This window comes from Niallia sp. FSL W8-0177 (assembly GCF_038006285.1).
Taxonomy (GTDB): domain Bacteria; phylum Bacillota; class Bacilli; order Bacillales; family Cytobacillaceae; genus Niallia; species Niallia circulans_A.
In genome coordinates this window covers 3,621,773-3,634,654 of sequence record NZ_JBBOUX010000001.1, presented here as the reverse complement: position 1 = coordinate 3,634,654, position 12,882 = coordinate 3,621,773, and the positions used below count along the sequence as shown (strand labels likewise).

General features: G+C 35.4%; 14 protein-coding genes and 1 pseudogene. 12 read left to right on the top strand and 3 right to left on the bottom strand.

Annotated features, from left to right (window positions below):
- Positions 1–95 precede the first annotated feature (95 nt).
- Both NST77_RS17720 and NST77_RS17715 read left to right on the top strand, forming a co-directional pair.
- The gene (locus tag NST77_RS17720) at positions 96–437 is read left to right on the top strand and encodes a MazG nucleotide pyrophosphohydrolase domain-containing protein (protein ID WP_047941978.1); all 342 of its coding nucleotides are present in this window, start codon (positions 96–98) and stop codon (positions 435–437) included.
- Positions 418–986: pseudogene (locus NST77_RS17715) on the top strand (PTS transporter subunit EIIC); the annotation flags it as partial. The gene NST77_RS17720 and the pseudogene NST77_RS17715, both read left to right, overlap by 20 nt.
- A 599-nt stretch (positions 987–1,585) precedes the next feature.
- Here NST77_RS17715 and NST77_RS17710 read toward each other — a convergent pair.
- Positions 1,586–2,314 (bottom strand): SIS domain-containing protein, encoded by a 729-nt coding sequence (locus NST77_RS17710; RefSeq protein WP_047941982.1) that lies wholly within the window; start codon positions 2,312–2,314, stop codon positions 1,586–1,588.
- 60 nt (positions 2,315–2,374) lie between these two features.
- Positions 2,375–3,766, bottom strand: coding sequence for a sugar phosphate nucleotidyltransferase (locus NST77_RS17705; protein ID WP_095334367.1), 1,392 nt, complete (start codon positions 3,764–3,766; stop codon positions 2,375–2,377).
- 232 nt (positions 3,767–3,998) lie between these two features.
- Here NST77_RS17705 and NST77_RS17700 point away from each other — a divergent pair, with 232 nt between their 5' ends.
- The 6 genes from NST77_RS17700 to NST77_RS17675 all read left to right on the top strand — a co-directional run bounded on the left by NST77_RS17700 (position 3,999) and on the right by NST77_RS17675 (position 8,868).
- Complete coding sequence (locus NST77_RS17700) at positions 3,999–4,712, top strand: GntR family transcriptional regulator (RefSeq protein WP_163188000.1); 714 nt, start codon at positions 3,999–4,001, stop codon at positions 4,710–4,712.
- A 285-nt stretch (positions 4,713–4,997) separates the two neighbouring features.
- Positions 4,998–6,044 (top strand): ROK family protein, encoded by a 1,047-nt coding sequence (locus NST77_RS17695; protein WP_341123326.1) that lies wholly within the window; start codon positions 4,998–5,000, stop codon positions 6,042–6,044.
- Positions 6,032–6,757: a chitin disaccharide deacetylase gene (chbG, locus tag NST77_RS17690; protein WP_341123325.1), complete on the top strand. Its 726-nt coding sequence runs from the start codon at positions 6,032–6,034 to the stop codon at positions 6,755–6,757. Before NST77_RS17695 ends, chbG begins: the two co-directional genes overlap by 13 nt.
- 13 nt (positions 6,758–6,770) lie before the next feature.
- A complete protein-coding gene (locus NST77_RS17685) occupies positions 6,771–7,064 on the top strand; it encodes a PTS system mannose/fructose/sorbose family transporter subunit IID (RefSeq protein WP_341123324.1) in 294 nt (97 codons plus the stop codon).
- A gap of 31 nt (positions 7,065–7,095) precedes the next feature.
- The gene (locus NST77_RS17680) at positions 7,096–8,391 is read left to right on the top strand and encodes a neutral/alkaline non-lysosomal ceramidase N-terminal domain-containing protein (RefSeq protein WP_341123323.1); all 1,296 of its coding nucleotides are present in this window, start codon (positions 7,096–7,098) and stop codon (positions 8,389–8,391) included.
- Between the two features lie 87 nt (positions 8,392–8,478).
- The gene (locus tag NST77_RS17675; protein WP_445668919.1) at positions 8,479–8,868 is read left to right on the top strand and encodes a PTS sugar transporter subunit IIA; all 390 of its coding nucleotides are present in this window, start codon (positions 8,479–8,481) and stop codon (positions 8,866–8,868) included.
- A 316-nt stretch (positions 8,869–9,184) separates the two neighbouring features.
- On the opposite strand, the gene NST77_RS17670 is transcribed toward NST77_RS17675, so the two are convergent.
- On the bottom strand, positions 9,185–9,625 hold the full coding sequence (locus NST77_RS17670) for an Lrp/AsnC family transcriptional regulator (RefSeq protein WP_123258378.1): 441 nt from the start codon (positions 9,623–9,625) through the stop codon (positions 9,185–9,187).
- Between the two features lie 121 nt (positions 9,626–9,746).
- Here NST77_RS17670 and NST77_RS17665 point away from each other — a divergent pair, with 121 nt between their 5' ends.
- The 4 genes from NST77_RS17665 (at position 9,747) to NST77_RS17650 (ending at position 12,864) form a co-directional block, all read left to right on the top strand.
- Positions 9,747–10,163 carry a carboxymuconolactone decarboxylase family protein gene (locus NST77_RS17665; RefSeq protein WP_341123321.1) on the top strand — a complete coding sequence of 139 codons (417 nt, stop codon included), beginning with the start codon at positions 9,747–9,749 and terminating at the stop codon, positions 10,161–10,163.
- A 201-nt stretch (positions 10,164–10,364) separates the two neighbouring features.
- Positions 10,365–10,538 carry a YjfB family protein gene (locus NST77_RS17660; RefSeq protein WP_082138312.1) on the top strand — a complete coding sequence of 58 codons (174 nt, stop codon included), beginning with the start codon at positions 10,365–10,367 and terminating at the stop codon, positions 10,536–10,538.
- A 461-nt stretch (positions 10,539–10,999) separates the two neighbouring features.
- On the top strand, positions 11,000–11,758 hold the full coding sequence (locus NST77_RS17655; protein ID WP_123260429.1) for an IclR family transcriptional regulator: 759 nt from the start codon (positions 11,000–11,002) through the stop codon (positions 11,756–11,758).
- A gap of 152 nt (positions 11,759–11,910) precedes the next feature.
- Positions 11,911–12,864: a sugar kinase gene (locus tag NST77_RS17650; protein WP_341123760.1), complete on the top strand. Its 954-nt coding sequence runs from the start codon at positions 11,911–11,913 to the stop codon at positions 12,862–12,864.
- Positions 12,865–12,882 lie beyond the last annotated feature (18 nt).

Below are 12,882 nucleotides of genomic sequence, written 5' to 3'. Positions count from 1 at the left end.
AAATAATGAATTCTCCTAGAAAATATCCTATTAAAACCATAAAAAATTTTCATTATTTTTGATAAACTTATAATTGAATTGGAGGTTAGATGAGTATGAATGTAACGGAATTTCAGCAATGGGTAAAGGATTATTATGAAGGCAGAGGCTGGTCTGATCTAGACATATTTATTCGAATTGGCTTTTTAGCAGAAGAAACAGGTGAGGTAGCACGCGCTATAAGAGCTCTTGAAATTGGTAGAGACAGGCCAGATGAAGTAGTAGGCTCATATGAGGAAAATAAACAGGAGTTAACGGAAGAACTAGGTGATGTGCTGGGTAATTTAATAGTAATTGCCAACAAGTACAATATTCCACTAGAAGAAGTGTTTCAGTCACATAAAAAGAAACTATCTGATCGTTATTCACAAACGACAACTTCTCAATCGCTTTATTGATATTATTTCAAATATTTTCTCCCCAGTTTTAGGTTTGCTAGCTGCCACAGGTATTATCAAAGGTTTTAATGCATTATTTGTGGCATTTGGGTGGATCAGTAATGTACTAGTAAATGCTCAGACAGGCACAGTGGAGTCTACCTATGGAATCTATGCCTTATTAAAATGCGATAGGCGATGGTTTCTTCGTATTTTTGCCAATCTTCTTAGGTTATACGGCAATGAAAAAGTTTGGCGGAACACCAATGTTAGGGATGGCTATCGCTACAGCTTTGGTACACCCAACTCTTGTGGATATCAAAGCGCTTGATCCAATTATGACAGTTTTTCAAGGAACACGATTAGAATCACCAATTCAAATCGAATTTTTAGGGATTCCCGTTGTTCTAATGACTTATACATCTAGTGTTATTCCGATTATCTTAGCAACCTATTTTGCGGAAAAAGTAAAAAAATGGTTAGTAAAAGGTAATGCCAGCGGTGGTAAAAAGCTTTTTTGTTCCACTATTCACCTTGTTATTGATTGTCCCGCTAACATTCTTAATTATTTTATACGAGTTAGATAGTCTAAAAGTATGCCACTACCACCCGTAGCAAAACTGGTTGTTTTTGTTACAGTAATTTGATTTCTTATTTATGCTGTTGTTGTAAAAAACTTCAGTATATTCCGAAGAGCCATTCAATGAAATAAGGCTTATTGTGCTTTCTTGGCAGTTTTTTGAAGAAAGAATTGGTTTTGTAAAAGAAGGAGCCCAGAAGAGGTTGGGAATTGCCTGATGGTATTGTAGAAACCAAAGAGGCAATTAAAGATGCAGTAATTCAGAAAAAATATCTTTAATATGTGGTGATTAGGTATACCTGTAAGTGGGGAACTACAAACAAGTTCAGAAAAGTTTAGAAGTTGTACTTTTTATTATTGAAGAGGCTTTAAATTTGATTGAGAATAATGACTATAAAGATATATCGGAAGCTGGTTTCAATCTTTTCAGAAAGGATTCAAAAGACTTCAAGCTTTGGGATTTTTGGTTTGCTGTAATGAGAGGGAAAAGTAATAAGAGAGAGTGCTCAAAAGTCAGACTTTTGGCACTCTCTTCCTTTTCTTGGTTTATTTTTAAAAGCGTAATAAGGAAACACAAATTATGGATTACTTACCATTTCACATAATTTGAAAATATCTCATCATTAAATTGATCAGCCCCATCTACATTTGAACTCTTAAATACTGGAGGGGTAATACCAGCTTCTATTAAAAGCTGTAGAGATTCAACGATGAGAGCTTGAGCAAGGAAGCATCCAACGGCATCTGAAGTAGCTCCAGAATAAATGTCAGAGTTTGAGATCCGGAAACCAGCATCACCGATAACAGCGCCATTATCGAGTACTACATCAGCAAGTTCATAAAGTTTTTTTCCGCTCTGGTGTCTTGAAGTTACACTTTGAGAATGTTTAATGCTCGTCATAGCAATGACCTTTGCTCCCTTTTTCCTTGCCTCTATAGCCATTTCAACGGGTACAGTATTTCTTCCTGAGTTTGATACAATCATAATTACATCTTTGTCTGATACTTCATGTAAATTTAAGTACGACTTCGCAAGTCCTTCGATTCTTTCAAGATAGGTGCTTTTATTTGGGCGTTCATGCAACATTAACTCTGGAGGTAAAATAGCTGTGACTAAGGCAAGTCCACCTGCACGATTATAAATCTCTTCGGCAATCATATGAGAGTGCCCAGAACCGAATACATAAAATCTTCCACCCGACTTAACAGCTTGTGAGATGAGGTTAGCACCTTCTATAATGGCTTCTTCTTGTGTTTCTTGAACTTCCATTAAAATATTGTTAAAGAATTTACTATAATCCGCAAATAATGATCCCATTGTTCTTCCTCCATTAAAAGTTTTTATTTTTGAATTTATTACTATGATAGCTTTTAAGCTTTACCATCCATAACGATGAGTGTCCCATCCTTTTTCAATTAGAGTTTGTTGGGCATACAATAACGTCTTAGATGGTATATCTTTCTCCACTGCAACACCTGATCCGATAACGCAATTACTTCCTACTTTAGTTCCCGGCATATATAGACTCAAAATACCGGTCCGAGTAAAGTCGCCAAAATAAACAGCATTTCCAAATTTCTCAGGAATTTCTCTTCTACCATTCACCTTTTGAGTTTGAGGCAGATCATCGAAACGAGTAATACCTACTGTGACTCCAGCAGCGATATCTGTTGATTCACCTATGATTCCGAATACTTCACCAAAATGTATAAAACTGACGTTATCAAAGGTAATACCGCTAAATTCTGCACAATGTCCAATGCGATTTTTACTCCCAATGACGCTATCAGGACCTATCCTGCAAAAGTTTTCTATGCGACAATGAGAACCTATTACTACGTTTCCTTCTATAGTTACACCATTTTCAATTTTTGTATGATCTCCAATAATCGCATTTCCTTTTATCGTTACATATTTTCCTATTTCCACATGTTCTCCAAGCTTTATACATCCTTGAATATCAGCTGTCGGATGGATATTACAAGTCTCAGGAATATCATTATGTTGAAGTTTATTTGTCATAACCGATAGCGCCAGCTGATTAGCTTGCATTAGGTGCCAAGGCTTATCTATATCAATTACTCCATCTGTGACAGGATAGGATGAAACCGTATATCCTTCTTCTACTAACCATTGTAGACTTTGCTCAAATTCCATCTCGTGTTGTGGCATAACTCCTGTCGGTACATTTTTCATGAAACCTGGGTTATGGTGCAACATTCTCTTCAGCGCTTTTGTACTTAGAGCAAAGACGCCTATGAGTCGCTCTTGTACATAATGAGGACGAGGGTGACCATAAATATTCTGAACGCTGTTTCCGGTCCCTTTGGAAATTCCAAACCAATCAGGTGCAAATTCATTTGTTATAGGTTTAGATAAAATGAGTGTATCTACAGTATTAAGTTCTTTTTGATAGGCATCAACAAAACTAGTTAATCTCTCTAGAGTAATAAAGATATCTCCATACATGATCAACAAATGTTCGTCGTTAACGAGGGACACTACTTTTTCTAAACTATCTGCAGTCCCCTCAGTTACCGAGAGTTCAATAGTTTCAACTCCTTCAAAATCGCAAACAAGAGATTTAATTCTGCGTCCTAGATAACTAGTCACAATAATAATCCGGTCAAAAGACAAGCTCTTAAGATGGTTTACGAGATGAACGATATTTCCTTGGTTAGCTACTGGTAATGCTGCCTTAGGCCAATAATCATTATATGGCCACATTTTTTTTCCTTTACCTGCAGCCAATATAATAGCTGTTTTCACATCAATCACTCCGTATGTTTATTTAGTCAAAATTTAATTAAACCCTAAAAAGTAATGCATTACGTCCTTTAATTTTTTAAAATCTAATGAATCATATCCATCCATAAAGATTTACACCATAATTCGAATTTATACCTCCTTTATAAATTGATATATACCAATTCTCTTTAATTATTATAAAAATATGGTTATAATGTCAATAGAATAATCTTAAAAAAAAGGAATGTGAAACATGAACAATAAAAAAATCCCTTTATATAAACAACTGAAAAAGGAAATTATACAAAAAATTGAAAGAGGGGAGTTGAAACCGGGTGATGTGTTACCACCTGAAAGAGAACTTGCAGAATTATTCGAAATGAGTCGCATGACGGTGAGGCAAGCTATTTCAGAATTGGTCAATGAATATATTCTCATAAGACGACACGGCAGCGGGACATATGTAGCTGAATCTAAAATTCCACAAGGCAGGCGTTTAAAGAGCTTCAGTGAAGACATGAGCGCGCGAGGACTGTTGCCCGGATCCAAGGTTCTAGAGAAAAGAATAATTGTAGAACCTCCTGCAAACATGATTGCTGATTTAAAATCTGAGGGAAAGATTCTTATGCTGAAGCGTTTAAGATTGGCAGATTTGTATCCTTTAGCAATTGAAACAATAATACTGCCGATTGAAAAGTTTAATAATCTTGAAAGTAGAAACTTCGAGAACGAATCGCTATATCGAATCTTAGAGGATGAATACAGTATAAAGATTACAAAGGCTCAACAAAAAATCGAGGTAAGAATGCCTACTCCTCAGGAGTCAGAATTACTTGAAATAAACTATTCTGTACCCGTCTTTCATTTTAAACAGATAACCTTTGATCAAAATAACGAAATTTTCGAGGTTGCTCATTCAGTATATAGGGGAGACAGATATGAAATAAATACTGAAATTTATAGCTAGACTATGACTACGAATCCAAAATAAGGGATTCGTATTTTTTTTAAAATTAATTTGACAAAAATATTGGGCAAATATAAAATTTATATAAATTGGTTTATACCAATTTGGGATTGGTATAAACACTAAATAATTGGTGCTCTCGTTATGTTATTGCCGATCTATGGCTCCATTTTTCCGTTTCCGGCCTGGCCATATAATTTGGTATTGATACTAGTTTTGGTCTATATCTTAGTTGGTTTCATTTTAGGATTAGTCCTAAAAAAGAAAAACGCAAAACCTTGCAGGATGTTAGCAAAATTATTAGTTCAGATGGTTCAGAAAAAATGTAGAAAAGGTGATAAAATGAGTGGTTTGTATGGATTAGTGGATATTGGAGGAACTAAAACTCTAATTGGAATAGCCACTAATGAAAAAATTATTGGCACACGTCAGTTGATGTCTAAAACTATAGAATCACCACAAATGCTGATAGATATTCTTATGAAAGAATTCGATTCATTAATAGCTGAAACGGACCATAAATATGGAAGGTTAATCTCGGTCGGTATAAGTGTTCCGGGGCCGTTAAATCGACAAAATGGAGTTATTCATTTCACGGGAAATTTAAAGTGGTCCAATTTTAAGATTGTGGAAGAACTAAGAAAAAGGCTCAATGATATTCCAATAATCATAGATGATGATGCTAACGCTGCTGGTATTGCAGAAGCGATTTATGGAGCAGGAAAAGGCTATAAGAATCAAATATATTTGACAGTCAGTACAGGTATTGGAGGTGCAATCATTATAGATGAAAAACTATATTATGGAAAACAAGATCTTGCGGGCGAAATAGGTCATATGACGGTATCACCAGACGGACCACCATGCTCCTGTGGGAATTTTGGTTATCTAGAAGCTTTGGCTTCTGGAACATCTATTGCAAAAAAAGGGGAGCAATTATTGATTCAAGAGCAATCTCAAGTACTATTAGAACTTGCTGGTAAGAATTCGGTTACTGCTGAAATGGTTTTTGAGGCCGTTAGGTTAGGAGATCAAGCCTGTTTTTCTATCATCCAACAAACTTGCCGATATTTAGGAATTGGTTTGGCAAATATAATACAGATTTTCAACCCTGACGCGATAATTTTAGGAGGCGGAATTATGAATAATCAGTCAAAACTATTAATTCCATTAATAGAAAGTGAAATGAATCAACGCTTGTTCAAAATTCACAGGGGTCATATGGATCTTAAATTGGCTGCACTTAGCGGACAGAGCGGTTTATGGGGAGCATGGCATTTAGCCAAAAATTTCCCTTCTAGTGCGGAGAGAAACTCATCATGCCATATTTAATAGTAAATGCTGATGACTTTGGTCTTTCAAAAGGAGTAAATTACGGAATTATTGATGCACATGTTAGTGGAATTGTTACATCAACAACGCTTATGGTGAACATGCCGGCAGCGAAACATGCCTCGAGCCTAGCAAAAAAATATCCTTCTTTGGGTGTTGGAGTTCACCTCAACCTAACGGCAGGTAAACCTATTCATCAAAATGTTCCATCACTAGTCAATCAAAAGGGATATTTCCATAGCAAGAAAGAAGTTTTAAACAAGGCAAATGTAATGGAGATAGAAAAAGAACTTAGGGCGCAAATTAACGATTTTTACACTCTTGGATTGAATCCTACTCACATAGATACTCATCATAATTTACACGGCACAGAGCCAGTTTCTTCGATTGTAAAAGTGTTGGCTGAAGAGTACCGGCTGCCAATACGTCAATTAAATAAGGAAGATCCAGCGATAAACACTCTAGAGTTTTGTTCTAAATTCCATGATGATAATGCTTCTTATGAAACTTTATTGGATATTTTTGAGCGTGCAAGTGTGACCCCTTTAGAAATGATGTGTCATCCTGGTTTTGTTGATCAACAACTTTTAAATCACAGTTCTTATAACATACAAAGAATAAAGGAATTAGATATATTAACTGATCCCTTAACAATAACTGCCATTCAAAAAGCTAGGATCCAGTTAAAATCTTACAAGGAGCTCAGATGGTAATAATACTGTCTATATGCAGTGCTTTTCAATTTTTACAATTATATGTGTTCAAAGATATATTGCAATGGCAACGATGTTAGGGATTGTAGTCATTGGTGGTTTAATCCCGCAACTTGTACAATTAGCCACTCCTTATGTACTAAAAGTGGGAGGTGCAGAAATAAAGTTCCAGGAAATCTTTGATTGGATTTTATCTAGCTTACTTCCCCTAGCTATTAGAGTTATTAGTTTCCTATTAATTAAGAAAGGTTTTAGTGCAATCAAAATTTTAATGGGAATGATTATTTTTTGTGTATTGGGTAAATAGATTGGTATTTTATAATGAATAAGGTGATCAAATGAATATTTATTGTGGATCAGCTAAAGTTGATATCACACCTACTGAAAGTAAGCTTTTAGCAGGTTATATGGCTACAAGACAATCTAAGGGAATTCATGATCCAATTTATGCACGAATTGTTGCAATCAGATCTCAACAGACTTTTATAATTCTAGTTAGCTTAGATTTGATTTGTATAGATCAAAACTATACAGTCGAACTTCGTAAAAAAATTTCAGACCAAACGAATGTTTCAAAAGAATGTATCTTTCTTCACGCTACGCATACTCATTCTGGTCCAGGGGGGACTATTCATGAAACATCTCCCATCTGGAGAGCATTTCCTGATTTATGGATGCCATACGATAGAATACTGGTAAATGAACAACATAAAAAAATTGTTGAGGCTGTTAAACTAGCATTGGAAAATTTAGAAGAATGTAAAGTTAGTATTTGTGAGGGGGAAGCGAGCGGCATTGCTGCTAATAGGATATCATCTGAAATAGAATATTCCTCAATTTTAAAAGTAATAGAATTTGAATATTGCAATACGAACAAAAAGGTTATAGTGTATCACTTTGCATGCCATCCAACGATAATGAATAGAGACAACCTTCTAATTAGTGCTGATTTCCCTGGAGTAACTAGCTCTAATTTAGAAAATGAAAATAATGTAGAAATTGCATTATTTATAAATGGTCCGTCAGGTGATATTAGTACCCGTTTTACAAGAAAAGAGGCAAGTTTTTATGAAGTAAGAAGGGTAGGAACAGTATTATCAGCAGCGGTACTGGAATTATTAACTCACAAAAAACAAATCAAGATTGATACCATAACTTCTAAAATAGAGAAAGTAGAATTGGGCTTTCGCAACATAGAAGATTCTGCGCAACTGCAGCATAAATTGCACGAACTTAAACAAAAACATAAAATCCAAAGAGTAACAGCTGGAAACAACTGTGCTTATTTAAGAAAGATAGAATCAGAGATTGAAGGTGTTTCTGCATTAATCAAGAAATCAGGAGCGTTAGAAAATTCGTTAACCATTTCTACCGAAATACAAGTATTAAAGTTGGGTGAGATCTTATTTGTATCAATACCTGGAGAAATATTTAATGAAACTGGAACAGAAATAACTAATAACTACAATGGAGTATCAGTATTCATAGCTGGTAACACTAACGACTATATAGGATATATAGTACCAGAAGGCTACTATGCGAGTGACAGCTATGAGGCATATATGACGTTATTAGAAAAAGGATCCTCAGAAAAAATAAGAGACACAATACTCTATATGATGGACCAAGTGTAGGTGAGTATTTTACTCCATTAATGGCGCGATTGTTTAACAACACAAACAGAAAATGACCAAATTTTTTATAAAAAGCGTCCATGAAATATATTAAGAGTAAAAAAACAGGCTCTGTCCTCCGTTGGCAATATCCCTTCAGCAGGGCGGGCTGTATCTCCAGTAAACGGTATTGTTACGACTCTTTTCAAAACAAAGCATGCCATCGGAATTACATCTGACAATGGGGCAGAAATCTTAATTCATATTGGAATGGATACAGTCCAGCTAGAAGGTAAATACTTCACAGCACATGTAAAACAAGGAGATAAAGTGAGTGCTGGTGACTTGTTATTAGAATTTGATATGGAAAAAATGAGAGAAGAAGGATACAATCTGATTACTCCTGTTATTATTACAAACAGTGCAGATTATAAACAAATCGATACGATAAAGGAAAGGACAGTAAGTGAAAAGCAAGTTGTCATTACGGCTGTTTAATCAATATTGTCCAGAATAAAAATTAAGCGTTTTCTAAGTTGGTGCAGCTGACATTAGCTAGATGGTAGTAGTGATTTTGTTAGAAGCGTTTCCTAAAGCTAATGTTTATAACGGAAGAAATTTAACTATTGATTAGAAATACTAATAAATAAGAAGAGGGAAGGTCACCATATGAGGGGAACCTTCCTTTTTCTAATCGTGCGGGAATAACGGACAAATCTCCTCAATAACAAGTGCGTTCTTACCGCTCCATATAAAATAAACACTTTTATCCATTTTAAGGGGGCATATCTCCTTAAACAAAATCTAAATAAAATCAGTCTGAATCAATCTTTAAATTTGTATCCACCTTTGAAAAAATAAAATGTGTTACAGTGTGAGCAAAAGGATTTACATCTTCGATAAATTGTTCTGCTTTGGCAAATGTATCGAATTGCATTTTTAGCATATAGCAGGCATTTCCAGCAATTCTGTAACAAAACTCTACATTTGGCTGCTCCTCAATATACCTTTTAAAAGAATTATAATCACCATTTTTGACGGTTGCTTCAATAATACATTGAATAGGAAGTCCAAGTTTACTGTAATCCACTTCTAAAGTATACCTTTTGATTATTCCAAATGACTCCATTTGCCTTACGCGTTCGGTTACAGACGGAGAAGATAAATTAATTCTTCTTCCAAGTTCACTCATCGATAATCGACTATTTTGGTTTAATTCATCGATTATTTTCTTATCAATTGAATCTATTTTCATTTTTAATAAAAAACCTCCATATTTATTAAGTTTGTAAAGTGTATCTATAAAAAATGTATCATTTTTAATGGGAACCTTTCGTAATCTCCAGTAAAATTAATTCTACAAGGAGGTAGTAAGGATGGCAAGAATTAATGAATCAAAAAACGGTGAAACACCTTTTCAAAGACTCTTAGGATATAATCTAGATGTCTTAAATGGATGGAATCAATTAGGAGATGTGTTAGAAAAAGATTTGAATCTATCATCCTATCTAAAAGAACAAGTAAGAAGAACCTTAGCACAAAGCAATGGGTGTGAATATTGCAAGGCAAAGGGAAAACCTGAACCTCACTTGTTCGATGAAAAGACGTCGATTGCAGTAGGGTTTGCAGAAGCCTTTTTGAAGCAAAAAGGGGATATTTCAGATGCCCAATTCAATATAGTGAAAGAGTATCTTTCAGAAGCGGAAATCAGTGAGCTTATTGCGTTTATCACCTTTACTACCGCCTCCCAATATTTTGGCGCAATAATGAAATTAGAGCCTAAGACAACTTAATAAATTCAGAGGGACGGTTCGGCCGTTTAATTAATGGCAAGAAGATTGGAGATAAATAGAAATAAAGATAGAGAAACATACCGCAAAAGGGGATTTTTGTTATAAGCAATTAAGGTATTACCAAGATCTAAGTAATAGATTGGTAAAAATTTGTTTACAGTTATGTCTGGCAACCGATAACAAGAAGAGGTGGTGAAAAAAATGGATATTGCTGCATTATCAATAGGAATGAAGCAAGCAAGCTTATCGCAAAATGTCGGCATAGCTTTAACAAAAAAGGCAATGGATACCGCTGAACAGAATAATGATCAATTACTAAAAATGCTAGAAGCCCCCCATCCCACACTAGGGAAATCAATTGATCTTTCGGTTTGATATTGGTATCCACGCCAAGCAGGTGAGGGCAAGAAAAAAGAACCATTTTCACGGTTCTTTTTTCTTTGTAGGTCAATTGTATCTTTATAACATATCCCTATCTTTTTTTTGGAAAAATTTACGAAAATCGTTTAAATAAAAAAATGGATAATTGAAAAAAAGGGTTCCACGTCTTGGTTTAAGTAAATTTATAAAAACAAGGAACAATAATATAACGCAAGAAGCTTTTAGTGAGTTAATCCAACTCTCTGAAGCTTCTTTTTTCTGAAACAAACTATTTTATTGGTGAGGTGTTATAGATTTAAAATTGCTTTCAAAGGATTTATTTTAGTGATTATTTTTTTGTTAGCGATTCCATGAAACATATTGACACTGCAAATAAGGGGTGATATTATGTATCGGAATTAATCACATATATGATTTTACATCACATATGTGATATGAAAGAAGGAGAGGATTGGATGTCAGTTAAATCTGCCGAAAGGGTTCTGCGAATTTTTGAACTACTTGCCCATTATCCGGATGGGTTATCAATTAAAGAAATTAGTGAGAAACTTTCATTCCCGCAAAGTAGTACATCTAATCTCGTGGCAACGCTTTTGGAACAGAACTATTTAAGTATAGATGTATTGAAGCGATTTAAATTAGGAGCAAAATTAGTTCACATTGGTACGCTTGCTATGGAAAATATGGATATATCTATCCAAGCTAAGCCATATTTGCAAAAATTAATGGAAAATGTTCAAGAGACTGTATTTATGGCAACGCTTGCTGAAAATGAATTAGTTTATGTCCAAAAAATAAACAGCAATCGCTCCATCCGTACAACTGCCCAAACTGGCTATCGTAAACCATTGTATAGCACGGGGTTGGGGAAGACCTTTTTAGCTAATATGTCAGAAGAAGAGAGAAAGCGGATTTTAGACCAGATTGAACTTGTTCCGATTACAGAGAAAACGGTGACAGACAGAGCGGAATTAGAAAAAGAGCTTTATCAGTATTCGATGATTGGATATACGATTGATGATGAAGAAGGAGAAGATGGATTGTATTGTGTAGCGGCACCTGTATTTGGACCAGGACGCAAACTGGAAGCAGCAATAAGTGTAGCAGGCCCAAGGGAAAGAATGCTTAAACAAAAAGAAGAAGTAGTAGAAAGAGTTCTTTGGACAGCGAAGAAAATATCGGAAAGCATGGGGTATATTTTATCCCACACTTAACGGACAGTAAGACTCAACCTTAAGGTTGTGAGAATTCGGGGGGAATTTGTTGTAATCAACTATTCGTGAAGTTCTGAATGTTCAATTAACTATCAGTGGGATGTAGCCCCAAACTGATGGAAGTTTCACTTTATAAGAAACGAGGCGAAGAGATGGATGTTATTAGCATCGGTGAGACGATGGTTTTATTTACACCTAACACACTCGGTAAAATCCGTTATGCAAATCAGTATACTTCAAGGATTGCCGGTGCTGAGACCAATACCTTGATTGGTTTAGCAAAACTAGGCCATCAGGCTGGCTGGATTAGCCGGCTTGGCCGAGATGAATTTGGCGAGATGATTTTAAATACAGTTCGAGGAGAAGGAGTAGACGTTAGCAAGGTAGTGACCGATGAAAAAGCACCAACAGGAATTCTCTTTAAAGAAATCTTGAATCAGGATGCTGTCAATATTTATTACTATCGCAAAGACTCAGCTGCAAGCAGGCTAGAACCAGCTGATTTAGATAGAGACTATATAGCCAATGCGAAATACTTGTATCTATCTGGAATTACACCTGCCCTTAGTCTATCTTGTAGAAAAGTTGTGTTTGAGTCGATTGAAATTGCAAAAGACAACGGATTAAAAATAGTCTTTGACCCCAATATACGCAGAAAGCTTTGGGATGATAAGGAAGCAAGAGAAGTCATTCTGGAGATAGCGGCGAAATCCGATATTGTCTTGCCAGGTATAAGTGAATGTGAATTTTTATTTGGCACGAAGGAATATGGGAGAGCAGTTCAATCCTTCCACGAGATGGGAGTGGAAATAGTAATTATTAAACTTGGAGAGAAGGGTGCCTATTACTCTACTACTGATAGCAAAGGATATATTGATAGTTATCCAGTAAAAACAGTAATTGATCCAGTAGGTGCAGGAGATGGATTTGCTGCAGGCGTCCTGTCTGGGCTGCTTGATAAATTAACCATCAGTGAAGCAGTAAAAAGAGGCTGTGCCATCGGAGCTATGGTTTGTTCTACTAATGGAGATATAGAAGGACTTCCTAGCAAAAGGGAATTAAATCAATTTTTTCAATCCGACTTAACCGATGAAGTGAATAGATAATAGAAGGGAAGCGGTAAT